Raw genomic sequence first — 24,588 nt, 5'->3', positions numbered from 1 at the left:
ATTAAAGCTGACCCAGCACCGGGGTGCTCACGCGCACATCGGCGTTCTGCCCACGGTGGCGCAGCAGGTGGTCCATCAACACGATGGCCATCATCGCCTCGGCAATCGGCGTGGCGCGAATGCCGACGCACGGGTCGTGACGCCCTTTGGTGATGACGTCCACCGGGTTGCCATGAATGTCGATCGAACGGCCCGGCGTGGTGATGCTGGACGTTGGCTTCAGGGCCAGGTGCGCGACGATCGGCTGACCGGAAGAGATGCCACCGAGAATGCCGCCAGCGTTGTTGCTGAGGAAACCTTCCGGGGTCATTTCATCGCGATGCTCGGTACCACGCTGGGCGACGCTGGCGAAACCGGCGCCGATTTCCACGCCCTTGACCGCATTGATGCTCATCAGCGCATGGGCCAGTTCCGCGTCGAGGCGATCGAAAATCGGCTCGCCGAGGCCCGGCATCACGCCTTCGGCGACCACGGTGATCTTGGCGCCGACTGAATCCTGGTCGCGGCGCAACTGGTCCATATAGGCTTCCAGTTCCGGCACTTTGTCCGGGTCCGGGCTGAAGAAGGCGTTTTCTTCTACTGAGTCCCAGGTCTTGAACGGGATTTCGATCGGGCCGAGCTGGCTCATGTAGCCGCGAATGACGATGCCCTGGGTCGCCAGGTATTTTTTCGCAATCGCGCCAGCGGCAACGCGCATGGCGGTTTCACGGGCCGAGCTGCGGCCACCGCCGCGATAATCGCGCTCGCCGTACTTGTGGTGGTAGGTGTAGTCGGCGTGGGCCGGGCGGAACAGGTCCTTGATCGCCGAGTAGTCCTTGGATTTCTGGTCGGTATTGCGGATCAACAGGCCGATGGCGCACCCGGTGGTGCGACCTTCGAACACGCCGGAAAGGATTTCGACTTCGTCGGCTTCCTGGCGCTGGGTAGTGTGGCGGCTGGTGCCAGGCTTGCGCCGGTCGAGATCGCGCTGCAGATCTTCCAGGGAGATCTCCAGGCCCGGCGGGCAGCCATCGACAATGGCGACCAACGCCGGACCATGGCTTTCGCCAGCGGTGGTGACAGTGAACAGCTTGCCGTAGGTATTGCCGGACATGCAGGACGCTCCGTGAAATGAACCTGAATACGTAATGCGCGCCAGTATACGCAGGCTACCCAAGTAGTTCATCCTCGAACCTTATGGGTGTCGGCGAGTCCAACCGGCATCTTCGTTCATGATGGCGTGATGATGCTGCGAGTTCTAGCCTTGAGCCTTACCCTGTTTACCGGTTTCGTCCAGGCCACTGTCCTGCAACGGCCGATCACGTTGGATACCGGGAGCGGAGAGCTTTTCGGCTCGCTGCTGCTGCCAAAGTCCGACACGCCTGTACCGGTTGTCCTGATCATTTCCGGCTCCGGCCCAACCGATCGTGACGGCAACAACCCCGACGGCGGGCGCAATGACAGCCTGAAACGGCTGGCCTGGGTGCTGGCCAAACACAACATCGCCAGCGTGCGCTACGACAAACGCGGCGTTGCAGCGAGCCTGGCGGCGACCCCCGACGAGCGCAACCTGACGCTGGAGGCCTACGTTTCCGACGCCGAAGCCTGGGGGCGCAAGCTCAAGGCCGATCCGCGCTTCGGCAAGCTGATTTTGCTGGGGCACAGCGAAGGCGCCTTGATCGCCAGTCTCGCGGCGCCGAGTGTCGATGCGGCCGCGGTGATTTCCTTGTCCGGCAGCGCCCGGCCGATCGATCAAGTGGTGCGCCAACAACTGAGCAATCACCTGCCGCCGCCACTGATGCTGCGCAGTAACGAACTGCTCGACAGCCTCAAGGCCGGGAAAACCGACGATAACGTGCCACCGCCCTTGCAGGCGATATTCCGCCCGAGCGTTCAGCCGTACCTGATTTCGCTGTTCCGCCAGGACCCTGCGGCGGCGTTCGCGAAGTTGAAAATGCCGGCGTTGATCATCCAGGGCAGCAACGATATTCAGGTCGGCGTCAATGACGCCAAAATGCTCAAGGCTGCCAAACCGGACGCCGAACTGGCACTGATAGAAGGCATGAACCACGTCATGCGCATCGTGCCCAACGACGTAAAACGGCAATTGGCCTCCTATAGAGATCCGCAATTGCCCCTGGCGGCCGAACTGGGCACTCGAATCCTCGGGTTTATTGACGGAATTCGTGCCAGTTGAGCGCTTTAAGCGACATCGCGAGGTGAAAACCGCTCGAGAACGCTTCGTCGCCCTCCAGTCTTGAAAAAAACGGCCGATAAGCCTTTGTCGCCAGCGCACTGGCTGGCGGCAAGCAAGCTTGGACAGGATCTCGCCGTTATGACCGATACCCAGACTTCACCCGACACCACCGCTGAAAAAGACGCACCGCCAGCGGTCGAGCTGCCTTGGGCGGACGTACAGGTCGAGCACCACAAGATGCTCCGTCTGGCGCCGCTGCAGACCGACCGCAACACCGGCGGGCGCCCCCTGCGCTTTGTCGAGTTCGGTTATGCCGAGCGCAACGACAAGCAGCGCAGCCTGATGCGCATGAGCATCACCCTGCCCGGCCAACGCGTGCGCAAGGAACAGAATCATCTGGACGTGTGGGTCGACCACAGCGAAAAGCGCGTGCATTTCGGGCCGGACAGCGGCCTGCAAATCGAACCGATGAACCGCGGTATCGGTCGCTTCCTGGCGGCCCAGGGCATTACCTGGGCGAAGAAGCGATGGCCCGGCTACACCGTCGACGGCACCGACCTGAACAACAAGGATGCGCTGAACGAAGACACCCGCCTGCGTCGCGACCACTTTTTGCGGGTGCACGGTTTCGATGTGGTTTACGCCGACGCCCAGCATTTGAAGGGCAGCGTCAAGGCAGTCCAGGTCGGCGACCTGTCGGGTGACTGGAACACGGAAAAACTGCAGATCGTGGAAATTCTCGAGGCGGCGCAGATGCTGCAGCAAGCCGAGCAGAACCTGGCCGAGCAGGAAGTCAAACTCAAGAAACACGAAGAAAAGGTCAACAAGTACAAGCGTGAAGACGCCGGCTTGCGGTTCACCATCACCTGCCTGGTGGCATTTGCGGTGTTTCAGGCGGGGTTGTTGATCTGGATTGCGACGCACCGGTAACCGCCGAAATCGGTCCGCGGTGAGACGCTTTTGTGGCGAGGGAGCTTGCTCCCTCGCCACAAAGATTGCGGTCAGACGCGGGACGCGAACAATGCCTGATGATCCCGGCACTGTTCAGCCGACAGCATGAACACGCCATGCCCGCCGCGCTCGAACTCCAGCCAGGCGAAATCGACTTCGGGGTACAACGCCTCGACGTGTACTTGGCTGTTGCCCACCTCGACAATCAACAACCCCTTCTCGGTCAGGTGATCGGCCGCTTCGGCGAGCATGCGCCGTACCAGGTTCAAACCATCCTCACCGCAGGCCAGGCCCAGCTCCGGTTCGTGCTGGTATTCGTCCGGCATGTCGGCGAAATCCTCGGCATCGACGTAAGGCGGGTTTGACACGATCAGGTCGAAACGCTGCCCCGGCAAACCATCGAAACCATCGCCTTGCACGGTGTAGACCCGCTCATCGACGCCGTGACGCTCGATATTCTGGTTGGCCACTTCCAGCGCTTCGAACGACAGATCGGCCAGCACCACTTCGGCGTTCTGGAACTCGTAGGCGCAGGCGATGCCGATGCAGCCGGAGCCGGTGCACAGGTCGAGAATTCGCGCAGGTTCGTTGGCCAGCCATGGCGTAAAGCGATTTTCGATCAACTCGCCGATCGGCGAACGCGGGATCAGCACGCGCTCATCGACGATGAACGACAGGCCGCAGAACCAGGCTTCGCCCAGCAGGTACGCGGTCGGGACGCGCTTTTCGATACGACGCTTGAGCAAGTGCTGCAGGTGAACGAGTTCGTCTTCTTCCAGATTGCAATCGAGATAGCTGTCGGCGATTTCCCACGGCAAGTGCAGTGCACCCAACACCAGTTGACGGGCTTCGTCCCAGGCGTTGTCGGTGCCATGGCCGAAAAACAGATCCTCCCCATGGAAGCGACTGACGGCCCAACGGATATGGTCACGCAGGGTACGAAGGCGGGAAGTGATCACGACGGCAAACTCCAGAAAAATCGACGGGCGATTCTATCAGTCAAACGCTGCCGCGACGACGCAGGAAAAACACTGGCGCTGTTGTAGGACTAATCTCTTTTTTACGCTCGGTCTTGAACAAAACGGACCACTTGACAACGCTGCACGCCAGTAACGACGGCGCTTGTAATGGTAGCCATTCACAGAAGCGCTCAGCCAGAGGACAATGTCGCAAAAGCCCCACTCCAAGGAGCCCCAGAATGTCTGTTCCAAAAACGATGTTTCAACTCAGCGGCCGCGGTTATGCAGCAGCCAATCTGAGCCATGCGACGCTTGTGATCATCGATGCCCAGAAAGAATACCTCAACGGTCCATTGGCCCTGAGTGGCATGGACGCTGCCGTCGCGAACATCAAGCAATTGTTGGGCGCTGCCCGCGCCGCCGGCCGCCCGATCGTGCATGTGCGCCACCTCGGCACCGTGGGTGGCCTGTTCGACCCGCAAGGCGAACGCGGCGAGTTCATCCCGGGGCTGGAGCCACTGGCCGACGAAACCATCATCGGCAAATTGCTGCCCAGTGCGTTCCACGGCACGCCACTTGAAAAACGCCTGCAGGATCTGGGCGCCCTCGACCTGATTGTCTGCGGTTTCATGAGCCACTCCAGCGTCAGCACCACCGTCCGCGCCGCGAAGAACCTGGGCTTCCGTTGCACCCTGGTGGAAGACGCCTGCGCCACCCGCGACTTGCCCTACAAGGGCGGCGTCCTGACCGCCGAGCACGTCCAGCAGACCGAAATGGCGATCATGGCAGACAACTTCGCCACCCTCGCCCTGACCCGCGAACTGATCTGATCGGCGCTCAATGAGCGGTCTCTACCGCCGCTCATCCGCAAAAGCCTCTCGTTAGCCGTAATTGTCTTAGCCTCAGGAACAACCCGGTCAACTCCCGGTCGAAGGGCCGATACCCATTGAGGAAGGTCGGAATGAAGTTATCCGATGGTTTTGACGCTCGCCGCTTGCGGCCCAAAGGCCAAAGCAACTGGCGTTTTCGAATCGGCGCGGCATTTGCCGCGCTGCTGGCAATGTCCGGTGTGTTACTCGCCATGGCCGGTATCGCCAGCCTGCTCGGCCATGCGCCCGCCCTGGGCGAGATGAACACCAACCGCGCCGGTGCGGCGGTGATTCTGGTGATTGGCCTGGTCGTGCTGTACCTCGGTGTGTGGCTCTGGCGTCGTAGCCGTCGTCGCTCGCGCCAGTCGCGAGAGCTGGCCATGTCCCCGCATTTGATGAAAAAACACGACTGAACCCGCGCTCACACCGAATGCGCGTGTTTTGTCGCGCGCCCATTCGCCTGGAGTTGGGTAAACTGGCCGCCCTTCGCGGAGGCTGACATGCAAGACGACGATTTTTCCCTGTTCAAAAGTGCGATCCAAGGCGTCAAGCCGATCAAGCACGATCGCGCCGAAACCGGCAAACCCAAGGCTGACCGCGCGCAGATCGCCAAGCTGCGTCAGGCCGCTACCGTGCGCACCGACGCCACCACCGTCGACGGACTCTCCGATCAGTTCGTCATCGATGTCGGCCCGGAAGACGAGTTGATGTGGGCGCGCGACGGTGTGCAGGAAAGCCAGATGCGCAAGCTCAAGATCGGCCAGATTCCGTTCGAAGGCAGCCTCGACCTGCACGGCATGAGCGTGGAAAAGGCCCGGGAAACCCTCTGGGCCTTTCTGGCCGAAGCTACCAAATTCGAAATCCGCTGCGTGCGCGTCACCCACGGCAAGGCCGTGCGCCTGGACGGCAAGCGGCCGATGATCAAAAGCCACGTCAATACGTGGTTGCGCCAGCATACGCAGGTACTTGGCTTCACCTCGTGCCAGCCCAGACATGGCGGCGCCGGTGCCGTATATGTGATGCTCAAACGAACCATGATGGAAGGTCGGGACGAGTAAAGCTGATGCGTCATGCTTGCAGCGTCGTGTCCGCCACCGTACCCTTGCCCTTTGCGTAAAATCCCACAGGTAGTTTCATGTCCCTGGAACAGAATTACACCGAGATCCTTGGCCAACTGGGCGAGGACGTCTCCCGCGAAGGCCTGCTCGACACGCCGAAACGTGCCGCCAAAGCCATGCAGTACCTTTGCCGCGGTTATGAACAGACGCTCGAAGAAGTCACCAACGGTGCCTTGTTCAGCTCCGACAACAGCGAAATGGTGCTGGTCAAGGACATCGAGCTGTACTCGTTGTGCGAGCACCACCTGCTGCCGTTCATCGGCAAGGCCCATGTCGCCTACATCCCGAGCGGCAAGGTCCTGGGGTTGTCGAAAGTCGCGCGGATCGTCGATATGTACGCCCGCCGCCTGCAGATCCAGGAAAACCTCAGCCGCCAGATCGCCGACGCGGTCCAGCAAGTCACCGGCGCCCTGGGCGTTGCGGTGGTGATCGAGGCCAAGCACATGTGCATGATGATGCGCGGCGTGGAAAAGCAGAATTCGTCGATGATCACCTCGGTGATGCTCGGTGAGTTCCGCGAGAACGCTGCGACTCGCAGCGAATTCCTCAGCCTCATCAAGTAATTCGCAGCACGAAAGAAACCGGCATTCATCGCCGGTTTTTTTTCGTCCGCGAAAATCAGGTAAGCTGCGCGCCCTTCATTTTTCGCTCCGTGAGGCTTTCAACGTGTTCGTAAAAGCGCTTCGTGTCGGCCTTGGCCAACTGATCATCTTCATCGACTTTCTCACTCGCCCCGGCAAGAAGCAGCGCCCGGCCGAGGCTCAGGCCCAGGTCAACAGCGCCGCCAAGGACCTGACCCTGTATCAATTCCACGCCTGCCCGTTCTGCGTGAAAACCCGCCGCACCCTGCGCCGCCTGAATGTGCCGGTGGCGTTGCGCGATGCGAAGAACAACGAACAGGATCGCCAGACCCTGCTTGAGCAAGGCGGCAAGATCAAAGTGCCGTGCCTGCGCATCGAAGAGAATGGCCAGACCACCTGGATGTATGAGTCCAAGGTGATCATTGACTATCTGGACAAGCGCTTTGCTGCGGCCTGATGGTTTGGCGGTGTACACAAGTTTCATGATCACCTCCTCCCTGTGGGAGCTGGCTTGCCAGCGATGAGGCCAGCCCAGACGACGCCCATCCCGAACAATAATAAACCGGCCCAATGGCCGGTTTATTTGTTTTCAGGCGGCTTGCGCCGCCTGCGCCTGACGCACCACCGCCGCCAACCGCTTGAGTCCTTCATCCAGCCGCACCGGGTCGATGTGGCTGAAGTTCAACCGCAGATGCCCGGGGTTGTTGTCAGGATCCGGGAAGAACGGCTCGCCCGGCATGAACGCCACATCATTGGCCAGCGCCGTATGGAGCAAGGTTCGGGTATCCAATGGCTGCTTGAGAGTGAGCCAGAAAAACAACCCGCCCTGGGGCACATTCCAGTCCGCCAGATCGGCAAAATGGGTTTCCAGGGCCGCCTGAAACGCGTCACGACGCTCCCGGTAGAAATCGCGCAACTCACTCAGGTGCCGCTGGAATTTTTCGCTACCTATCCACTGCTGGGCTTGCCACTGGCCGACGCGGTTGGTGTGCAGATCCGCCGATTGCTTGAGTTTCAACAAATGCGGAAACAGATCCGCACTGGCGATCAGATAACCGACGCGCAGCCCCGGCAGCAGGGTTTTCGACACGGTGCCGGTGTAGATCCAGCTGGCTTTTTTCAGGCGACTGACAATCGGCGTCGCACTGCCACCGTCGAAGGTCAGTTCGCGGTAAGGCTCGTCTTCGATCAGGGTCACGCCGAACTCGTCAAGCAACGCCGCCACGGCATCGCGCTTGGCTTCGCTATAGCGCACAGCCGATGGATTCTGGAACGTCGGGATCAGGTAGATGAACGCCGGACGGTGTTTTTCCAGACGAGTGCGCAATTGCGCCAGGTCCGGGCCATCGGCTTGCAGCGGCACGGTCAGGCACTCGGCGCCGAACAGCTGGAAGATTTGCAGCGCTGCCAGATAAGTCGGCGCTTCGAGCAGGATCTCGGTGCCCTTGTCGATGTAGAGCTTGGCCGCCAGGTCGAGGGTCTGCTGCGAGCCACTGACCACCAACACCTGGCTCGCCTCGCAGGGCACGCCCAGCGCCCGGGCCTCGGCGGCCAACATCTCGCGCAGCGCCGGTTCGCCTTCGCTCATGCCGTATTGGCCAATGGTCAGCGGCATCTCATCCCATTCGACCTTTGGCAACATGGCTTCGGCCGGTAACCCGCCGGCGAACGACATCACTTGCGGGCGCTGGGCGGCAGCGAGGATTTCACGGATCAGAGAACTTTTAAGGCGCGAGACACGTTCGGAAAAAGCCATGGGGATCACCGGTAGCGAGGCCAGAGGGAAATGAGTCAAACTTGTTGACCAAAATTACGTCAGCCCGAGCGGATACGTCAATATGCTTGACCTTAAAAACCCGATATCCCAGCAACAAGCCATGGAAGCGTTTTTCTTCGGTTATCAGGCCTTCACCGCCAAGGCCGACGAAATGCTTGCGCGTCGAGGCTTGAGCCGTGTGCACCAACGCATCGTTTTTTTCATCGCCCGTTACCCGAACTTGAGTGTGACGCAGTTGCTGGCCTTGCTGGGCGTGAGCAAGCAGGCGCTGAACATGCCGCTGCGCCAATTGCTGGAAATGCATCTGGTGAACAGCGTCGCGTCCGAGACCGACAAGCGTAAACGCCTGCTGGAATTGACCGACGATGGGGCGCGTTTCGAACAATCACTGCGCCGCGAGCAGGTGAAATTGCTGGAACGGGTGTTTGCCGAGGCCGGGGAGACGGCGGTGAATGGGTGGTTGGCGGTGAATCTGGCGCTGGGCAACAGTCAGGCAGTTATTGATTGACGATTCCGCCCCTTTCGCGAGCAGGCTCGCTCCCACAGGGAAACTCGGTCGAATGTGGGAGCGAGCCTGCTCGCGAAGGCGTCTTGACTGGCGATATATCACTATCGCCTGAATTTTAGTAAACAAAACAAAAAACAATATTTGCTTTATTTGTACACAAAAGCATAATCCACCTCGTGCGAGTTCCTGACCAAGAGGTCAACAAATTCGCAAGTGCCTCAAAGGGCCGCTGCCACCCTCTCGGGTCCGGCCCTGGAAATAACAATAAAACTCTTGAGGAGTACTCGCTGTGGAAAGCCGCAAATCCGAAGCATCGACGCTGGATCTCTCGCCGCCTTTACGCACTGGCTGGCTGGAGCGCATCTTTAAACTCAGCTTGCATGGCACCACGGTGAAGACCGAGTTGATTGCCGGTCTGACTACCTTCATCACGATGGCCTACATCATCTTCGTCAACCCCAACATCATGGCGGACGCCGGGATCGATCACGGCGCGGCGTTCGTCGCCACCTGCATCGCCGCCGCACTGGGTTGCCTGCTGATGGGCCTGTACGCCAACTGGCCCGTCGGCCTGGCGCCGGGCATGGGCCTGAACGCCTTCTTCACCTACACCGTGGTCGGCACCATGGGCTACAACTGGGAAACCGCCCTCGGTGCGGTGTTCGTGTCCGGTGTGCTGTTCATGATCCTGACCTTCTCGCGCGTGCGCGAATGGCTGCTCAACAGCATTCCGGTGAGCCTGCGCTTCGCCATGGGTGCGGGTGTGGGCCTGTTCCTGGGGCTGATCGGCTTGAAAACCGCCGGCATCATCGTCGACAGCCCCGCCACCCTGATCAAACTGGGTTCCCTGCGCGAGCCCGGCCCGCTGCTGGCCGCCATCTGCTTCCTGATGATCGCCGTGCTCAGCTACCACAAAGTGTTCGGCGCGATCCTCATCAGCATCATCACCGTGACCCTGGCCGGTTGGGGCCTGGGCCTGGTGCATTACGAAGGGATCATGTCGGCACCGCCGAGCCTGGCCCCGACCTGGATGGCGATGAACCTCGCCGGCGTGTTCAACGTCAGCATGATCAGCGTGGTGCTGGCCTTCCTCTTCGTGCACATGTTCGACACCGCCGGCACCTTGATGGGCGTGGCGCAGCGCGCCAACCTGGTCAACGCCGATGGCCGCATCGAAAACCTCTCCCGCGCCATGAAAGCCGACAGCGCCTCCAGCGTATTCGGTGCGATCGTTGGTGTTCCCCCTGTCACCAGCTACGTGGAAAGTGCTGCAGGTGTCGCGGCAGGTGGTCGGACTGGTCTTACCGCAGTGACCGTAGGTGTGCTATTTATTGCAGCCATGTTCTTCGCCCCGCTGGCCGGCATGATTCCCGCCTACGCCACCGCAGGCGCACTGATTTACGTCGCCATGCTGATGATGGGTGGCATGAAGCACATCGAGTGGGACGAAGCGACCGACAGCATTCCGGCGATCGTCACCGCCATCATGATGCCCCTGACCTTTTCGGTCGCCGACGGTATCGCGCTGGGCTTCATCACCTACGTGGTCCTGAAGGCAGGCACTGGCAAGTACAAGGAAATTTCCGCGAGTCTGTGGGTGCTCTGCGCGATCTTCATCGCCAAGTTCATCTTCTTGTAAACCTTACGCGGTACGCGCTTCAAACCAGCCTCACCCCGTCGGGTGAGGCTTTTGTGCAAAGGGAGGAAAGTGATGAGTCTGGAAACCTGGCTGCTGTTCAGCGGCGCTGCGCTGGTGGTGATCCTGATCCCGGGGCCACTGTCGTTGCTGATGATCAGCAACAGTTTGAATTACGGTCTGGGGCGTTCCTACCCAGCCTTTCTCGGTGGCGTGATGGCCTCGATTGGCCTGCTGAGCGCTTCGGCGCTGGGCCTGGGCGCGCTGCTGCTGGCGTCGGAGCAATTGTTCAGCGCGCTGAAGATCGTTGGTGCCCTGTATCTGTTCTACCTCGCCTGGCAGAGCTGGCAGCAATCGCGTCAACCGTCCCATGGTGCCGAAGTGCCCCAGGCGGCACCGGTGCCACGCTTTCGTGCCCTGTTCGGGCGCGCATTCATGCTGGGTGCGAGCAACCCGAAAGACATTCTGTTCTTCGCCGCGTTCCTGCCACAGTTCTTGAGCGCCGAACAGCCGTTCCTCCCGCAGTTGCTGGTGATGATTGCCACCTGGACCGTGCTGGACCTGCTGTGCAAGTTGGCTTACGGGCTGGGTGCCCATGGTGCGGCGCGGTATCTGCGCAGTGGCAAGGGACAGAGCTGGTTTAACCGGATCAGTGCCGGGTTGTTCAGTGGCGCGGGGGCAGCGTCTCTGCTCAGCCGTTAAGAGCGTCGCTGGCAAGCCAGCTCCCACAGGTCGTGCGAATTCCTTGTAGGAGCTGGCTTGCCGGCGAAAGCGCCAGCACAGGCACCACTTTTCTCCAGGCGAAAAAAAGCCCGCAGTGTGAGCGGGCGAAAGACCAAAGAAGCTATATGCGCAGTCGCTTCCAGGTTGAGGCAGCTGCTTGGGGGATCAGCTGCCGCGATACGTGGAATAGCTGTACGGCGAAATCAGCAAGGGCACGTGATAGTGGTCCTGCTCCGCAGAAATGCCAAAACGCAGCACTACCACATCCAGGAACGCCGGTTCCGGCAGTTGAACGCCACGGGCGCGGTAGTAATCGCCTGCATGGAACTGAATCTGATAGACCCCGGTGCGGTAGTCATCACCTTGCAACAACGGTGCATCGACACGGCCATCGCTGTTGGTTATCGCGCTGGCGACCCATTCCAGCTGCGAACCTTCAACACGGTACAACTCGACCTTGATCGAGCTGCCCGGGCAGCCATGTGCAGCGTCCAAAACATGTGTAGTCAAACGTCCCATTGATTCTGCGCGCCTGGCTGCGTGGAGCAGTCAGACCTCGCGCCTCCCGAAGTCAGTTGAAAAGGAGACCGCACCGTTTCGGAGCACGAAAAGCTGCGGCGAGCGATTGATTAAGACACTTTTCAAAAAAATTGTACACAATAAAAACGACATTTTTACGGCGAACAGCGTCCTCCATGGATTTCCTGGCGATTAACTGGCGAACCGCAGGCTGGTTGACCTCTCCAGCCATTAGCTGACCAATCAGGCAGGTTTCTTGCAGGATCGGATCAAGCGAACTCAAAGATGACCGTTAACGAAAAATGCAAAAAATCAGGCTTACAAAGTGAATATAAAGTTGTATACAATCAGCCCATCGCTGTGACGCCAGCCTGTCTTTCCACTTCAGGCACGCCACACCACCCTGACAGCCACGAATAAGAAGGAAGACTGCAGTGAGCGCTGACTACCCACGCGACCTGATCGGTTACGGCAGTAACCCTCCTCATCCACACTGGCCGGGCAATGCCCGCATCGCCTTGTCCTTCGTGCTCAATTACGAAGAAGGCGGCGAGCGCAACATCCTGCACGGCGACAAAGAATCCGAAGCCTTCCTGTCCGAAATGGTCTCGGCGCAGCCACTGCAAGGCGCGCGCAACATGAGCATGGAATCGCTGTACGAGTATGGCAGCCGTGCCGGTGTCTGGCGGGTTCTGAAACTGTTCAAGGAATTCGACATTCCGCTGACCATCTTCGCCGTGGCCATGGCCGCCCAGCGCCACCCGGACGTGATCCGCGCCATGGTCGAAGCCGGCCACGAGATCTGCAGCCACGGCTACCGCTGGATTGACTACCAGTACATGGATGAAACCCAGGAACGCGAGCACATGCTCGAAGCGATCCGCATCCTCACTGAAATCACCGGTGAACGTCCGCTGGGCTGGTACACCGGCCGTACCGGTCCGAACACCCGTCGCCTGGTGATGGAAGAAGGCGGTTTCCTCTACGACAGCGACACCTACGACGACGACCTGCCCTACTGGGAACCGAACAACCCGACCGGCAAGCCGCACCTGGTGATCCCGTACACCCTGGACACCAACGACATGCGCTTCACCCAGGTCCAGGGTTTCAACAAGGGCGACGATTTCTTCGAATACCTCAAAGACGCGTTCGACGTGCTGTACGCCGAAGGCGCCGATGCACCGAAAATGCTCTCGATCGGCCTGCACTGCCGCTTGATTGGCCGTCCGGCGCGCCTGGCCTCGCTCAAGCGCTTTATCGAATACGCTAAAAGTCATGAACAGGTGTGGTTCAGCCGTCGCGTCGACATCGCACGCCACTGGCAAGCAACCCATCCGTACCAAGGGGCTGCCAAATGAGCACCTTTCAATCCATCAAGCCATCGACCCTGAGCCGCGACGCTTTCGTCAGCGTGTTCGCCGATATCTACGAACATTCGCCATGGGTGGCCGAAAAGGCCTTCGAGCTGGGCCAGGACGCTTCGATCGACGAGATCGAAACCCTGCACCAGCGCATGAGCGACATCCTGTTGAGTGCCGATCAGCAAAGCCAGCTGGCCCTGATCAACGCTCACCCGGACCTGGCCGGCAAAGCCGCCGTCCAGGGCCAGTTGACCGAAGCCAGCACCCATGAACAGGCTGGCGCCGGTATTCACCAATGCACGGCCGAAGAGTTCCAGCGCTTCACCGAGCTGAACGACGCCTACAAAGCCAAGTTCAAGTTTCCCTTCATCATGGCGGTAAAAGGCAGCAACCGGCATCAGATCCTCGCGGCGTTCGAAACGCGCATTCACAACCCGGTCGACACCGAATTCAAGTGCGCGCTGGCGCAGATCAACAAGATCGCCCTGTTCCGATTACTGACCCTATAGCGATCCTGGCCCGAGAAACCTCATGAACGCTTGCGTTTCCCAGGGCCCCGAGAGCATCCCAAGCCAACTTATTAAAGGCAGACAAGAAGAATGAAAGCTTACGCCGTACCTTTCGAGAAGTTCGTCAACCTGGCCGACGCCCGCCTGGGCACCAAAATCATCTCGGTCACCGATGACTGGTTCGCAGACGCCAATCGTCTGTTCCAACCGACTCCGGCCGTCTGGAAGGAGGGCGTGTTCGATGACAACGGCAAGTGGATGGACGGCTGGGAATCGCGCCGCAAGCGCTTCGAGGGCTACGACAGCGCAGTGATCCGCCTGGGCGTGCCGGGCTCGATCAAAGGCGTCGACATCGACACTTCATTCTTCACCGGCAACTTCCCGCCGTCGGCCTCCCTGGAAGCCTGCTTCCTGGCCGAAGGCGAGCCAGACGAAAACACCCAGTGGACTGAAGTGCTGTCCGCCGTCGAGCTGCAAGGCAACAGCCACCACTACCACGAAATCAGCAACGACCAGGCCTTCAGCCACCTGCGCTTCAACATCTACCCGGACGGCGGTGTTGCCCGTCTGCGCGTGTACGGCATTCCATTCCGTGACTGGTCCGCTGTAGGCGACAACGAGCAGGTCGACCTGGCGGCAGCCCTCAACGGTGGCCGCGCCCTCGCCTGCTCCGACGAACACTTCGGCCGCATGAGCAACATCCTCAACCCGGGCCGTGGCATCAACATGGGCGACGGCTGGGAAACCGCGCGCCGCCGTACACCGGGCAATGACTGGGTGATCGTCGCACTGGGCCACCCGGGCGAAATCGAGAAAATCATCGTCGATACCCTGCACTTCAAGGGCAACTACCCGGACAGCTGCTCGATCCAGGGCGCCTTCGTCAAGGGCGGTACCGACAGCCAGATCGAAACCCAATCGCTGTTCTGGCGCGAACTGCTGCCAAGCCAGAAGCTGGAAATGCACGCCGAGCACACCTTCGCCGAGCAGATCAAGGCACTGGGCCCGATCACCCACATCCGCCTGAACGTGTTCCCGGACGGCGGTGTGAGCCGCCTGCGTGTACTGGGCAAGGTCGCGAAATAAGGTTGAACCCATTCGCGAGCAGGCTCGCTCCCACATTTGAAATGCATTCCCCCTGTGGGAGCGAGCCTGCTCGCGAAAGCGTCAGAACCAACAACACAGAATTCGGATAAGAAGAACAGCATGCGCACACTACAGATTGAACCGCTGACCAAAGAAGCCTTCGCCCCTTTCGGTGACGTGATCGAAACCGACGGCAGCGATCACTTCATGATCAACAACGGTTCGACCATGCGCTTCCACAAACTGGCGACGGTGGAAACCGCCACGCCAGAGGACAAGGCGATCATCAGCATCTTCCGCGCCGACGCGCAGGACATGCCGCTGACCGTCAGCATGCTGGAGCGTCATCCGCTGGGCAGCCAGGCGTTCATTCCGCTGCTCGGCAACCCCTTTCTGATCGTGGTCGCGCCACTTGGCGATGTACCTGTATCAGGCTTGGTCCGCGCCTTCGTCACCAACGGCAGGCAGGGCATTAATTACCATCGCGGCGTCTGGCACCACCCGGTGCTGACGATCGAAAAGCGGGATGACTTCCTGGTGGTTGATCGCAGTGGCACAGGCAATAACTGCGATGAGCATTTTTTCAAAGAGGATGAGCGTTTGATCCTCGCCCCCCACCAATAAGAGAAGGTCTGATCACTCGACAACAGAGTGACAGGCGAGAGGTAAAGACTGTGGAAGCACATCTGTTGGAATGGCTGAACCTGAGCGTGCGCTGGGTTCATATGATTACTGGTGTGGCCTGGATCGGCGCATCGTTCTACTTCGTCTGGCTGGAAAACAACCTCAATCGGGTCAACCCGAAAAGTGGCCTGGCCGGTGATTTGTGGGCGATCCACGGCGGCGGTATCTACCACCTGGAAAAATACAAACTGGCCCCACCGACCATGCCGGACAACCTGCACTGGTTCAAATGGGAAGCCTACTTCACCTGGATGTCGGGGATCGCGCTGCTGTGCGTGGTGTTCTACTCCAACCCGACGCTCTACCTGCTGGCCCCCGGCAGCACCCTGAGCGGCCCTGAAGGCGTGGCCATCGGCATCGGCTCGCTGTTCATCGGCTGGTTCGTCTACTCCTTCCTGTGCGACTCGGCCCTGGGCAAACGCCCTGCCCTGCTCGGCTTCATCCTGTTCGTGCTGATCATTGGCGCCGCTTACGGCTTCAGCAAGGTGTTCAGCGGTCGTGGTGCGTACCTGCACGTCGGCGCGATCATCGGCACCATCATGGTCGGTAACGTGTTCCGCATCATCATGCCGGCGCAGCGGGCACTGGTGGCGGCGATTGCCGAGAACCGCACGCCTGATCCGGCGCTGCCAGCCAAAGGCTTGCTGCGTTCGCGTCACAACAACTACTTCACCTTGCCGGTGCTGTTCATCATGATCAGCAACCACTTCCCGAGCACCTACGGCAGCCAATACAACTGGCTGATCCTGGCCGGGATCGCGGTGCTGGCGGTGTTGGTGCGTCATTACTTCAACACCCGTCACGACAGCCACAAGTTTGCCTGGACCTTGCCTGTGGCAGCGGTCGGCATGATCAGCCTGGCCTACGTCACCGGCCCTGCGCCGATGACCAGCCCGGACGTGGCCAAGGCGCCTGCGAAGATCGAATACCAGCCGCTGCCGGAAACAGCATTGGGTGGTGGTTTGAAACCCGCTGAAGCCAAACCTGCCGAAACGCCTGCTGCCGCACCGGCGCAAGCGTCGAATGCGGGTCCTGGCTTCAACAAGGTGCACAGCGTGATTCAGGAACGTTGCGCGGTTTGCCACTCGGCCAAACCGACCAGCCCGCTGTTCAGCGCGGCCCCGGCCGGTGTGATGTTCGACACCCCCGAGCAGATCCGCCAGAACGCTGCGCGTATCCAGGCTCAAGCCGTCGCCAGCCAGATCATGCCCCTGGGCAACATCACCAAGATGACCCAGCAGGAACGTGACCTGATCGGCGCCTGGATCGTTCAGGGCGCCCAGACCAACTAATCGTTAAAAGCATCGCTGGCAAGCCAGCTCCCACAGGGTTTTGCACTGCCTGTGTGGGAGCTGGCTTGCCAGCGATTGGCCGCAACGCGGTTTACCTGATGCAAAGAAACAGCTGTGAGCAACCCGGCAGCTGTTCAATCACAAGAATAAAAAAGATCCGAGGTGTTGCATGTCCGAGCTCTCCAAAGCGCGCATCCCCGACGCACCCGCCATTCAGCGTTTGCCCCTTTTGCAACTGATCCTGGTCGGTCTGCAACATGTTCTGCTGATGTACGGTGGCGCCATCGCGGTGCCGCTGATCATCGGACAGGCCGCTGGCCTGAGTCGTGAAGAAATCGCCTTTCTGATTAACGCCGACCTGCTGGTGGCCGGCATTGCCACCATCGTTCAGTCGCTCGGCATCGGTCCCGTGGGCATTCGCATGCCCGTGATGATGGGCGCCAGTTTTGCCGCCGTCGGCAGCATGGTCGCCATGGCCGGCATGCCCGGTATCGGCCTGCAAGGGATCTTCGGCGCGACCATCGCCGCCGGGTTCTTCGGCATGATCATCGCCCCGTTCATGTCCAAGGTCGTACGCTTCTTTCCGCCGCTGGTGACCGGTACGGTCATCACCTCGATCGGTTTGTCGCTGTTCCCCGTGGCCGTGAACTGGGCCGGAGGCGGTGCTGCGGCCAGCCAGTTCGGCTCGCCGATTTACATGACCATCGCCGCGCTGGTGCTGGGCACCATTTTGCTGGTGCATCGCTTCATGCGCGGTTTCTGGGTCAACATTTCCGTGCTGATCGGCATGTGCCTGGGCTATGTGCTCTGCGGCCTGCTCGGCATGGTCGACCTCAGTGGCATGGCCCAGGCCCCGTGGCTGCAATTCGTCACCCCGCTGCATTTCGGCATGCCGAAATTCGAACTCGCGCCGATCCTGTCGATGTGCCTGGTGGTGGTGATCATCTTCGTCGAGTCCACCGGGATGTTCCTGGCCCTGGGCAAGATCACCGGCCAGGAAGTCTGCCCGCGCATGCTGCGTCGCGGCTTGTTGTGCGATGCCGGCGCTTCGTTTTTCGCCGGTTTCTTCAACACCTTCACCCATTCCTCCTTCGCCCAGAACATCGGCCTGGTGCAGATGACCGGCGTGCGTTGCCGCTCGGTGACCATCGTGGCCGGCGGCCTGCTGATCGTCCTCAGCCTGTTGCCCAAAGCCGCGTTCCTGGTGGCGTCGATTCCGCCAGCGGTGCTCGGCGGTGCCGCCATTGCGATGTTCGGCATGGTTGCCGCGACCGGGATCAAGATTCTCCAGGAAGCCGATATCGCTGACCGTCGCAACCAACTGCTGGTAGCGGTCAGCATCGGCATGGGCCTGATCCCGGTGGTGCGTCCGGAGTTTTTTGCCCACCTGCCGGTGTGGATGAGCCCGATCACCCACAGCGGTATCGCCATGGCCACGCTCAGCGCGCTGACCTTGAACCTGCTGTTCAACATCCTCGGCGGCGCCGAACGCGCAGCCATCAACGACTGCCACGCCCACTGACAGGTAACCATCCCCCCCTGTAGGAGCGAGCCCGCTCGCGATGGTCGTCAACGATAACGCGTGCATCCTGGATGAACGCGGTGTCCTTGAGGTTTTCGCGAGCAGGCTCGCTCCTACAGGGCGGGGTTGCCTGCGCCTGAAAAATAAAAACAAGAAGGAGCAACAGATGATTCGTACCCAGAAAACCATGATGTTGGGCGGCGGCCTTCTGGCCGCCAGCCAGGCCATGGCCGGCGATTTACTGCTGTGGCAAACCAACAGCCTGAGCTATCTGTACGGCAAGGATTTCGCGGTCAACCCGCCGATTCAGCAGACGGTGACCTTCGAGCACGCTGATCGCTGGAAGTACGGCGACAATTTCCTGTTCATCGACAGCACCTACTACAACGGCGAAAAAGACCGAAACAAAGGCGTTCACGCCTACTACGGCGAGTTCAGCCCGCGCCTCTCGTTCGGCAAAATCCTCGACCGCCGCTTCGAACTCGGCCCGATCAAGGACGTATTGCTCGCCATGACCTACGAGAATGGCGAAGACGACACCGAAGCGTATTTGATCGGCCCCGGTTTCGATCTCAAGGTGCCCGGCTTCAACTATGTGACCCTGAACTTCTACCGCCGCCACACCGAAGGTTCACGGCCCGGCGATGGGGTCTGGCAAATCACACCAGGCTGGTCCTATACCCTTCCACTGGGCAATTCGAGCCTGTTGATCGACGGCTACATCGACTGGGTCGTGGACAACGACCAGAACTCACACGGCACCTACCACGCCAACCTGCACTTCAATCCGCAGATCAAGTACGACCTGGGCAAAGCCCTGGGTTGGCGCGAAAAACAGGTGTATGTCGGCGCCGAGTACAGTTATTGGAAAGACAAATACGGCATCGAGAACAGCTCCAGACTCGACACCCATGAAAACACCACCAGCCTGCTGGTGAAGGTGCATTTCTAAGATGGCCCGCAATCGTGCCCCAGACCTGCCGTCGGTGCGCTGTTGCGGGGCACTTGAGACCTGGCCGAGGAGTCAGTATTCTCCGCGGCCGCCTGAATCCGCTTTAAAAAAAAGCCCGGATTTAATTCCTGACCAGAAAGCCAACTTATCCCGGCTCTGGACGGTACCAAGGCATCCCCGCCCCCCTCTCAATCGACTGTTCCTGAGCAGCCGAGCGGGAGTTTTTTTGCTTTTCGAATGCCTTGGCGCAGCTTTTGCTAACAGCACTAAAGCTGACCGATTGGATGATTTTTATCGCTACAGAAAAAGGCGCCACACCAGAGCGCCGACCTTAAAAAAATAACGTGGAACCACTGACATTTTTGGGAGCAACCGAATGAAACGTACGTGCACTAGCCTGATGCTGGCCGGATCGATGGTGGCGGGGGGCCAGGCCATGGCCGGCGACTTGCTGCAATGGCAGAACAACAGCCTGACCTATCTGTATGGCAAGGACTTCCAGGTCAACCCGCGCATTCAGCAGACGGTGACCTTCGAACACGCCGATGGCTGGAAATACGGCGACAACTTCATATTCGTCGACAAGATTTTCTACAACGGCAAGGACGACAGCAACGCCGGCTCGAACACCTACTACGGTGAAATCAGCCCACGGCTGTCGTTCGGCAAAATCTTCGATCAGAAACTCGAGTTGGGTCCGGTCAAGGACGTGTTGCTCGCCATGACTTACGAGTTCGGTGAAAACGATACCGAGTCCTACCTGATCGGTCCCGGTTTCGACCTGGCCATCCCCGGTTTCGACTACTTCCAGTTGAACTTCTACAACCGCCACACCGAAGGCAGCCGTGCGGGCGACAACGTCTGGCAGATCACGCCAGTCTGGTCCTACACCATTGCGGTGGGCGACTCGGACGTACTGATCGACGGCTACATGGACTGGGTGGTCGATAACGACAAGAACGCCAAAGGCACCTACCACGCCAACCTGCACTTCAATCCGCAGATCAAATACGACCTGGGCAAGGCACTGAATTTCGGCGCGAAGCAGTTGTATGTGGGTGTCGAGTACGATTATTGGAAAGACAAGTACGGCATTGAAGACAGCCAGTACTTCAAGACTGACCAGAGCGTGACCAGCTTCCTGGTGAAGTTCCACTTCTGATCTTGTAGGAGCGAGCCTGCTCGCGATGGATCAGAGAGCGCCACGGGGTGTCAGGCTCCCAGCGTCATCGTTAACGTCCGTCGCGAGCAGGCTCGCTCCTACAACCCGAGAAACCGGCGCAGCTCTTCCTTCTTGGCCAACGCGTCCCGCCGCCCCAAATCAATCAGCTCGCTGCAATACCCCGCCTCGAACAGCAGATAACTCAGCACCCCCGCCCCACTGGTCTTTGTCGCACCCGGCCCGCGCAGGAACAGGCGCAACGCCGCAGGCAATTCCTGGCGATGGCGCGCGGCAATCTCGTCGATGGGCTGGCTCGGAGAAATCACCAGCACCTCCACCGGCGCCACGCCCAGCGCCCGGGTTGGCGTACCGTCGGGCAACAAATGACTGAACTGATTCAATCGCTGCAGCAGCTCGATGTCACCTTCGAGACTATCAATGAACGTACTGTTGAGCAGGTGCCCGCCGATCTGCGCCAGGGTTGGCTGTTGACCGGTATAGGCGCGTTGCAGTGGCTGCTCGGGGTCGACCCCGCGCGGGTTGCCACTGACCCCCACCACCAGCACTCGACTGGCCCCCAGGTGCAGCGCCGGACTGATGGGGGCCGATTGGCGCACCGCACCATCGCCGAAATACTCCTCGCCGATTTTCACCGGGGCGAACAGAAGAGGAATGGCCGAGCTGGCCAGCAAATGATCAACGGACAACTGGGTGGGAATGCCGATCCGCCGATGGCGCAGCCAGGAGTCGATGGTGCCGCCCCCTTGATAGAAGGTCACAGCCTGACCCGACTCATATCCGAAGGCGGTGACGGCCACCGCATGCAACTGCTTTTGCGCGATGGCTTCGGCAATGCCGTCCATCTGTAATCTGTCGTGGAGCAGCCTGCGCAACGGCGAGCTATTGACCAGGGCCACCGGGACCCGGGCGCCAAGCCCCAGCAAGCTGTGACTGACGAAGCGGCTGGCCTGGTGGATCACCCCCGGCCAGTCACTGCGCAGCACCAGGTGGCTGCGAAAGCCTTGCCAGAACGCTGTCAGGCGTTCGATGGCCGCGCGAAAATCCGTCGCGCCACTGGCCAGGCTGACCGCGTTGATCGCCCCGGCGGAAGTGCCGACGATCACCGGAAACGGATTGTCCGCGCCCAGCGGCAGCAACTCGGCAATCGCCGCCAGGACGCCGACCTGATAGGCCGCCCGCGCCCCGCCGCCGGAAAGAATCAACCCTGTAACCGGTTCCCTTGGACTCATGCACAACACTCCATGGTGCTTGATGGGATGTCACTGCAGGAGCGGGCCTGCTCGCCGAGGTCGTCAACGATAACGCCGAGAGCCTGACACCCCACGGCGCTCTCAGGTTTTTCGCGAGCAGGCTCGCTCCTACAGGGGATCGTGGTTCAACCGCGTTTGGCGTACAGCTTGGGCTCGCCGGGTGGACGGCTCTTGAAGCGGCGATGGGCCCAGAGGTATTGCTCCGGGCATTCGCGCAAGACGCCTTCGATCCACTGGTTGATCCGCAGGCAGTCGGCCTCTTCGGTTTCGCCGGGGAAGCCTTCGAGCGGTGCATGAATCACCAGGCGATAACCGCTGCCGTCCGCCAGCCGTTCCTGGGTGAACGGCACGACCAAGGCCTTGCCCAGCCGCGCAAACTTGCTGGTGGCGGTGACAGTCGCCGCCTGAATCCCGAACAACGGCACAAAAATACTCTGCTTGGCGCCGTAATCCTGGTCGGGCGCGTACCAGATCGCCCGGCCCGCCCGAAGCAGTTTGAGCATGCCGCGCACGTCCTCACGCTCCACTGCCAGCGAATCGAGGTTGTGCCGCTCGCGGCCACGGCGCTGGACGTAGTCGAACAACGGGTTTTTGTGTTCGCGGTACATGCCGTCGATGGTGTGCTGCTGGCCCAGCAATGCCGCGCCTATTTCCAGCGTGGTGAAATGCAGCGCCATCAGGATCACGCCCTTGCCGTCGCGCTGGGCCTGTTTCAAATGCTCCAGCCCTTCGACATGGGCCAGCTTCGCCAGACGCTTGCGTGACCACCACCAGCTCATGGCCATTTCGAAAAAGGCGATGCCGGTGGAGGCGAAGTTTTCCTTGAGCAGGCGCTTGCGCTCGGCAGCGGTCTTTTCAGGGAAACACAGCTCCAGATTGCGCTTGGCGATGCGCCGTCGGTCGCCGGCCACCCGATACATGAACGCGCCCAGCATGCGACCGATCCACAGCAATACCGGATACGGCAACTGCACAATCAGCCACAACAGCCCCAGGCCGCACCACAGCGGCCAGAAGCGCGGAGAAAGAAAGGTTGTTCGAAAACGCGGGCGATCCATTAAAGGTTCCGAAAAGACGATGGCCGCGCATTCTACATCGTTCGACCCGGCTTGCGGCCTGCGGGCGTTCTCGTTATAAGTCTCGGCACTTTTAGTGACAAGTCGTTGTATGCCGACCATGAGCCAAACCGAACCGCTAGACCAAGATCCCGTGTTCCAGCTGAAGGGCAGCATGCTCGCCATTACGGTGCTGGAACTGGCCCGTAACGACCTCGAAAGCCTTGACCGGCAACTGGCCGCCAAGGTCGCCCAGGCGCCGAACTTCTTCAGCAACGCGCCGCTGGTACTGGCGCTGGACAAACTGCCGGCCAACGAAGGCTCCGTCGATTTGCCGGGGCTGATGCGCGTCTGCCGCCAGCATGGTCTGCGCACCCTGGCGATCCGCGCCAGCCGCATCGAAGACATCGCGGCCGCCATCGCCGTCGATCTGCCAGTGTTGCCGCCCTCCGGCGCCCGTGAACGACCGCTGGACCTGAACGAAGGCGTGGTGGTGAAAAAACCGGAAAAACCACCGGAGCCGACCATCAAGCCGACGAAAATCATCACCTCGCCGGTGCGCGGTGGTCAGCAGATCTATGCCCAGGGCAGTGACCTGGTGGTGATCTCGTCGGTCAGCCCGGGGGCGGAACTTCTGGCCGATGGCAACATCCATGTATACGGCCCCATGCGTGGCCGCGTGTTGGCCGGGGTCAAAGGCGACACGAAAGCCAGGATTTTCTGTCAGCAAATGAGCGCTGAACTGGTCTCCATCGCCGGTCATTACAAGGTTTCCGAGGACTTGCGTCGCGACCCTCTATGGGGTTCGGGCGTACAGGTCAGCCTGTCGGGCGACGTGTTGAACATCATTCGGCTTTAACGGATACTGCCGCATTTTCCAAGCATCTCTAAAACGTAGCGAAAACGGCTCAAACGAAGTAGGAAAAAGGTCGAAAGCAGTGTTTACCGGGGGTAAACGCCGCCAGGGACCGGGTTCCAGCCAAGGCTGTCCGACTGCAGTAGTTTTCAAGAGATGTTTTTCAGGGGCTAAAAGTCCTTTTTCCTTAGGGGTGAAACACCTTGGCCAAGATTCTCGTGGTTACATCCGGCAAGGGTGGTGTGGGTAAGACCACCACCAGCGCCGCTATCGGTACAGGCCTCGCTTTGCGCGGTCACAAAACAGTTATCGTCGACTTCGACGTCGGCCTGCGTAACCTCGACTTGATCATGGGTTGCGAGCGCCGCGTGGTGTATGACTTCGTCAACGTCGTCAACGGCGAAGCCAACCTGCAACAGGCCCTGATCAAAGACAAGCGCCTGGAAAACCTCTACGTCCTGGCCGCCAGCCAGACCCGCGACAAAGACGCGCTGACCGTTGAAGGCGTGGAAAAAGTCCTGATGGAGCTCAAGGAACAATTTGAGTTCGTCGTCTGCGACTCCCCGGCCGGCATCGAAAAAGGCGCCCACCTGGCCATGTACTTCGCTGACGAAGCGATTGTCGTGACCAACCCGGAAGTGTCCTCGGTTCGTGACTCCGACCGCATGCTCGGCCTGCTGGCCAGCAAGTCCCGTCGTGCCGAACAGGGTCAGGATCCGATCAAGGAACACCTGCTGATTACCCGCTACAACCCGGAGCGTGTGAGCAAAGGCGAAATGCTCGGCGTGGAAGACGTCAAGGAAATCCTCTCGGTGACCCTGCTCGGCGTGATCCCGGAATCCCAGGCGGTGCTCAAGGCATCCAACCAGGGCGTGCCGGTGATTCTCGACGACCAGAGCGATGCCGGCCAGGCCTACAGCGATACCGTTGATCGCCTGCTGGGCAAGTCCGTGGATCATCGATTCCTCGATGTACAGAAGAAGGGATTCTTCGAGCGCCTGTTTGGAGGCAACTAAGC

At 60.1% G+C, this 24,588-nt stretch carries 25 protein-coding genes and 2 pseudogenes; 21 read left to right on the top strand and 6 right to left on the bottom strand.

Going from position 1 to position 24,588, the window contains the following annotated elements; translation table 11 throughout:
- Position 1: 1 nt before the first annotated feature.
- Positions 2 to 1,093, bottom strand: coding sequence for a chorismate synthase (gene aroC, locus JQF37_RS14515; RefSeq protein WP_130203669.1), 1,092 nt, complete (start codon positions 1,091 to 1,093; stop codon positions 2 to 4).
- Positions 1,094 to 1,176: 83 nt separating this feature from the next.
- On the opposite strand from aroC, the pseudogene JQF37_RS14510 reads away from it, so the two are divergent.
- Positions 1,177 to 2,176, top strand: a pseudogene (locus tag JQF37_RS14510) (alpha/beta fold hydrolase).
- 138 nt (positions 2,177 to 2,314) lie between these two features.
- Positions 2,315 to 3,106 carry a hypothetical protein gene (locus JQF37_RS14505; RefSeq protein ID WP_130203671.1) on the top strand — a complete coding sequence of 264 codons (792 nt, stop codon included), beginning with the start codon at positions 2,315 to 2,317 and terminating at the stop codon, positions 3,104 to 3,106.
- Between the two features lie 71 nt (positions 3,107 to 3,177).
- Here the strand turns inward: JQF37_RS14505 and prmB are convergent, their stop codons facing one another.
- Positions 3,178 to 4,086, bottom strand: coding sequence for a 50S ribosomal protein L3 N(5)-glutamine methyltransferase (prmB, locus tag JQF37_RS14500; protein ID WP_130203672.1), 909 nt, complete (start codon positions 4,084 to 4,086; stop codon positions 3,178 to 3,180).
- Positions 4,087 to 4,325: 239 nt separating this feature from the next.
- Between prmB and JQF37_RS14495 the strand changes: the two genes are divergently transcribed.
- The 5 genes from JQF37_RS14495 to JQF37_RS14475 all read left to right on the top strand — a co-directional run bounded on the left by JQF37_RS14495 (position 4,326) and on the right by JQF37_RS14475 (position 7,111).
- Positions 4,326 to 4,916, top strand: coding sequence for a cysteine hydrolase family protein (locus JQF37_RS14495; protein ID WP_130203673.1), 591 nt, complete (start codon positions 4,326 to 4,328; stop codon positions 4,914 to 4,916).
- 131 nt (positions 4,917 to 5,047) lie between these two features.
- The gene (locus JQF37_RS14490) at positions 5,048 to 5,368 is read left to right on the top strand and encodes a hypothetical protein (RefSeq protein WP_130203674.1); all 321 of its coding nucleotides are present in this window, start codon (positions 5,048 to 5,050) and stop codon (positions 5,366 to 5,368) included.
- A gap of 87 nt (positions 5,369 to 5,455) precedes the next feature.
- Positions 5,456 to 6,013: a Smr/MutS family protein gene (locus JQF37_RS14485; protein ID WP_047531639.1), complete on the top strand. Its 558-nt coding sequence runs from the start codon at positions 5,456 to 5,458 to the stop codon at positions 6,011 to 6,013.
- Positions 6,014 to 6,090: 77 nt separating this feature from the next.
- Positions 6,091 to 6,636, top strand: a complete 546-nt coding sequence (folE, locus tag JQF37_RS14480) for a GTP cyclohydrolase I FolE (protein WP_024076633.1) — start codon at positions 6,091 to 6,093, stop codon at positions 6,634 to 6,636.
- Positions 6,637 to 6,739: 103 nt separating this feature from the next.
- On the top strand, positions 6,740 to 7,111 hold the full coding sequence (locus JQF37_RS14475) for a glutathione S-transferase N-terminal domain-containing protein (RefSeq protein ID WP_047531644.1): 372 nt from the start codon (positions 6,740 to 6,742) through the stop codon (positions 7,109 to 7,111).
- A gap of 132 nt (positions 7,112 to 7,243) precedes the next feature.
- Here JQF37_RS14475 and JQF37_RS14470 read toward each other — a convergent pair whose 3' ends face one another.
- Complete coding sequence (locus JQF37_RS14470) at positions 7,244 to 8,410, bottom strand: PLP-dependent aminotransferase family protein (protein WP_130203675.1); 1,167 nt, start codon at positions 8,408 to 8,410, stop codon at positions 7,244 to 7,246.
- Positions 8,411 to 8,492: 82 nt separating this feature from the next.
- Between JQF37_RS14470 and JQF37_RS14465 the strand changes: the two genes are divergently transcribed.
- From JQF37_RS14465 to JQF37_RS14455, 3 genes are all read left to right on the top strand, one after another.
- Positions 8,493 to 8,939: a MarR family transcriptional regulator gene (locus JQF37_RS14465; protein ID WP_130203676.1), complete on the top strand. Its 447-nt coding sequence runs from the start codon at positions 8,493 to 8,495 to the stop codon at positions 8,937 to 8,939.
- 289 nt (positions 8,940 to 9,228) lie between these two features.
- Complete coding sequence (locus tag JQF37_RS14460) at positions 9,229 to 10,578, top strand: NCS2 family permease (RefSeq protein ID WP_130203677.1); 1,350 nt, start codon at positions 9,229 to 9,231, stop codon at positions 10,576 to 10,578.
- A 72-nt stretch (positions 10,579 to 10,650) separates the two neighbouring features.
- Complete coding sequence (locus JQF37_RS14455; protein ID WP_130203678.1) at positions 10,651 to 11,277, top strand: LysE family translocator; 627 nt, start codon at positions 10,651 to 10,653, stop codon at positions 11,275 to 11,277.
- A gap of 186 nt (positions 11,278 to 11,463) precedes the next feature.
- Here JQF37_RS14455 and uraH read toward each other — a convergent pair whose 3' ends face one another.
- On the bottom strand, positions 11,464 to 11,817 hold the full coding sequence (uraH, locus tag JQF37_RS14450) for a hydroxyisourate hydrolase (protein ID WP_047531657.1): 354 nt from the start codon (positions 11,815 to 11,817) through the stop codon (positions 11,464 to 11,466).
- 434 nt (positions 11,818 to 12,251) lie between these two features.
- On the opposite strand from uraH, the gene puuE reads away from it, so the two are divergent.
- The 8 genes from puuE (at position 12,252) to JQF37_RS14410 (ending at position 20,388) form a co-directional block, all read left to right on the top strand.
- The gene (puuE, locus tag JQF37_RS14445) at positions 12,252 to 13,178 is read left to right on the top strand and encodes an allantoinase PuuE (protein ID WP_130203679.1); all 927 of its coding nucleotides are present in this window, start codon (positions 12,252 to 12,254) and stop codon (positions 13,176 to 13,178) included.
- Positions 13,175 to 13,690 carry a 2-oxo-4-hydroxy-4-carboxy-5-ureidoimidazoline decarboxylase gene (gene uraD, locus JQF37_RS14440; protein WP_130203680.1) on the top strand — a complete coding sequence of 172 codons (516 nt, stop codon included), beginning with the start codon at positions 13,175 to 13,177 and terminating at the stop codon, positions 13,688 to 13,690. The genes puuE and uraD overlap by 4 nt, the downstream gene beginning before the upstream one ends.
- 90 nt (positions 13,691 to 13,780) lie before the next feature.
- Entirely contained in the window at positions 13,781 to 14,776 is a 996-nt protein-coding gene (gene alc, locus JQF37_RS14435; protein ID WP_020800421.1) for an allantoicase, read from the top strand.
- A 120-nt stretch (positions 14,777 to 14,896) separates the two neighbouring features.
- Positions 14,897 to 15,400: an ureidoglycolate lyase gene (locus JQF37_RS14430; protein WP_189340170.1), complete on the top strand. Its 504-nt coding sequence runs from the start codon at positions 14,897 to 14,899 to the stop codon at positions 15,398 to 15,400.
- A gap of 50 nt (positions 15,401 to 15,450) precedes the next feature.
- Positions 15,451 to 16,752, top strand: coding sequence for a urate hydroxylase PuuD (locus tag JQF37_RS14425; protein ID WP_130203682.1), 1,302 nt, complete (start codon positions 15,451 to 15,453; stop codon positions 16,750 to 16,752).
- Positions 16,753 to 16,921: 169 nt separating this feature from the next.
- Positions 16,922 to 18,274, top strand: a complete 1,353-nt coding sequence (locus tag JQF37_RS14420; protein WP_130203683.1) for a nucleobase:cation symporter-2 family protein — start codon at positions 16,922 to 16,924, stop codon at positions 18,272 to 18,274.
- Between the two features lie 166 nt (positions 18,275 to 18,440).
- Positions 18,441 to 19,226: an outer membrane protein OmpK gene (locus JQF37_RS14415; RefSeq protein ID WP_103402573.1), complete on the top strand. Its 786-nt coding sequence runs from the start codon at positions 18,441 to 18,443 to the stop codon at positions 19,224 to 19,226.
- Between the two features lie 376 nt (positions 19,227 to 19,602).
- Entirely contained in the window at positions 19,603 to 20,388 is a 786-nt protein-coding gene (locus JQF37_RS14410; RefSeq protein ID WP_130203684.1) for an outer membrane protein OmpK, read from the top strand.
- 98 nt (positions 20,389 to 20,486) lie between these two features.
- Here JQF37_RS14410 and JQF37_RS14405 read toward each other — a convergent pair whose 3' ends face one another.
- Positions 20,487 to 21,638, bottom strand: a complete 1,152-nt coding sequence (locus JQF37_RS14405; RefSeq protein ID WP_130203685.1) for a patatin-like phospholipase family protein — start codon at positions 21,636 to 21,638, stop codon at positions 20,487 to 20,489.
- Between the two features lie 47 nt (positions 21,639 to 21,685).
- Between JQF37_RS14405 and JQF37_RS31390 the strand changes: the two are divergent.
- Positions 21,686 to 21,769 (top strand): annotated as a pseudogene (locus JQF37_RS31390) (outer membrane lipoprotein carrier protein LolA); the annotation flags it as partial.
- Between the two features lie 15 nt (positions 21,770 to 21,784).
- Here JQF37_RS31390 and JQF37_RS14400 read toward each other — a convergent pair.
- The gene (locus JQF37_RS14400; protein ID WP_130203686.1) at positions 21,785 to 22,717 is read right to left on the bottom strand and encodes a lipid A biosynthesis lauroyl acyltransferase; all 933 of its coding nucleotides are present in this window, start codon (positions 22,715 to 22,717) and stop codon (positions 21,785 to 21,787) included.
- Between the two features lie 118 nt (positions 22,718 to 22,835).
- On the opposite strand from JQF37_RS14400, the gene minC reads away from it, so the two are divergent.
- Positions 22,836 to 23,573: a septum site-determining protein MinC gene (gene minC / locus JQF37_RS14395; RefSeq protein WP_130203687.1), complete on the top strand. Its 738-nt coding sequence runs from the start codon at positions 22,836 to 22,838 to the stop codon at positions 23,571 to 23,573.
- A 200-nt stretch (positions 23,574 to 23,773) separates the two neighbouring features.
- On the top strand, positions 23,774 to 24,586 hold the full coding sequence (gene minD / locus JQF37_RS14390; protein ID WP_130203688.1) for a septum site-determining protein MinD: 813 nt from the start codon (positions 23,774 to 23,776) through the stop codon (positions 24,584 to 24,586).
- Positions 24,587 to 24,588 lie beyond the last annotated feature (2 nt).

The organism is Pseudomonas sp. MIL9 (assembly GCF_016887925.1).
GTDB lineage: Bacteria > Pseudomonadota > Gammaproteobacteria > Pseudomonadales > Pseudomonadaceae > Aquipseudomonas > Aquipseudomonas mohnii.
Note: the sequence above shows the minus strand (reverse complement) of the source record. Positions and strands in the feature narration are given on the sequence as shown.

What these genes read in the sequence shown, in the direction of transcription:
- JQF37_RS14470 (WP_130203675.1), bottom strand. Translation starts at nt 8,410, where the DNA reads ATGGCTTTTTCCGAACGTGTCTCGCGCCTTAAAAGTTCTCTGATCCGT.
- uraH (WP_047531657.1), bottom strand. Translation starts at nt 11,817, where the DNA reads ATGGGACGTTTGACTACACATGTTTTGGACGCTGCACATGGCTGCCCG.
- uraD (WP_130203680.1), top strand. Translation starts at nt 13,175, where the DNA reads ATGAGCACCTTTCAATCCATCAAGCCATCGACCCTGAGCCGCGACGCT.
- minC (WP_130203687.1), top strand. Translation starts at nt 22,836, where the DNA reads ATGAGCCAAACCGAACCGCTAGACCAAGATCCCGTGTTCCAGCTGAAG.
- JQF37_RS14495 (WP_130203673.1), top strand. Translation starts at nt 4,326, where the DNA reads ATGTCTGTTCCAAAAACGATGTTTCAACTCAGCGGCCGCGGTTATGCA.
- JQF37_RS14415 (WP_103402573.1), top strand. Translation starts at nt 18,441, where the DNA reads ATGATTCGTACCCAGAAAACCATGATGTTGGGCGGCGGCCTTCTGGCC.
- folE (WP_024076633.1), top strand. Translation starts at nt 6,091, where the DNA reads ATGTCCCTGGAACAGAATTACACCGAGATCCTTGGCCAACTGGGCGAG.
- JQF37_RS14455 (WP_130203678.1), top strand. Translation starts at nt 10,651, where the DNA reads ATGAGTCTGGAAACCTGGCTGCTGTTCAGCGGCGCTGCGCTGGTGGTG.
- JQF37_RS14400 (WP_130203686.1), bottom strand. Translation starts at nt 22,717, where the DNA reads ATGGATCGCCCGCGTTTTCGAACAACCTTTCTTTCTCCGCGCTTCTGG.
- JQF37_RS14490 (WP_130203674.1), top strand. Translation starts at nt 5,048, where the DNA reads ATGAAGTTATCCGATGGTTTTGACGCTCGCCGCTTGCGGCCCAAAGGC.
- aroC (WP_130203669.1), bottom strand. Translation starts at nt 1,093, where the DNA reads ATGTCCGGCAATACCTACGGCAAGCTGTTCACTGTCACCACCGCTGGC.
- JQF37_RS14465 (WP_130203676.1), top strand. Translation starts at nt 8,493, where the DNA reads ATGCTTGACCTTAAAAACCCGATATCCCAGCAACAAGCCATGGAAGCG.
- JQF37_RS14410 (WP_130203684.1), top strand. Translation starts at nt 19,603, where the DNA reads ATGAAACGTACGTGCACTAGCCTGATGCTGGCCGGATCGATGGTGGCG.
- JQF37_RS14505 (WP_130203671.1), top strand. Translation starts at nt 2,315, where the DNA reads ATGACCGATACCCAGACTTCACCCGACACCACCGCTGAAAAAGACGCA.
- JQF37_RS14430 (WP_189340170.1), top strand. Translation starts at nt 14,897, where the DNA reads ATGCGCACACTACAGATTGAACCGCTGACCAAAGAAGCCTTCGCCCCT.
- JQF37_RS14405 (WP_130203685.1), bottom strand. Translation starts at nt 21,638, where the DNA reads ATGAGTCCAAGGGAACCGGTTACAGGGTTGATTCTTTCCGGCGGCGGG.
- alc (WP_020800421.1), top strand. Translation starts at nt 13,781, where the DNA reads ATGAAAGCTTACGCCGTACCTTTCGAGAAGTTCGTCAACCTGGCCGAC.
- JQF37_RS14420 (WP_130203683.1), top strand. Translation starts at nt 16,922, where the DNA reads ATGTCCGAGCTCTCCAAAGCGCGCATCCCCGACGCACCCGCCATTCAG.
- JQF37_RS14485 (WP_047531639.1), top strand. Translation starts at nt 5,456, where the DNA reads ATGCAAGACGACGATTTTTCCCTGTTCAAAAGTGCGATCCAAGGCGTC.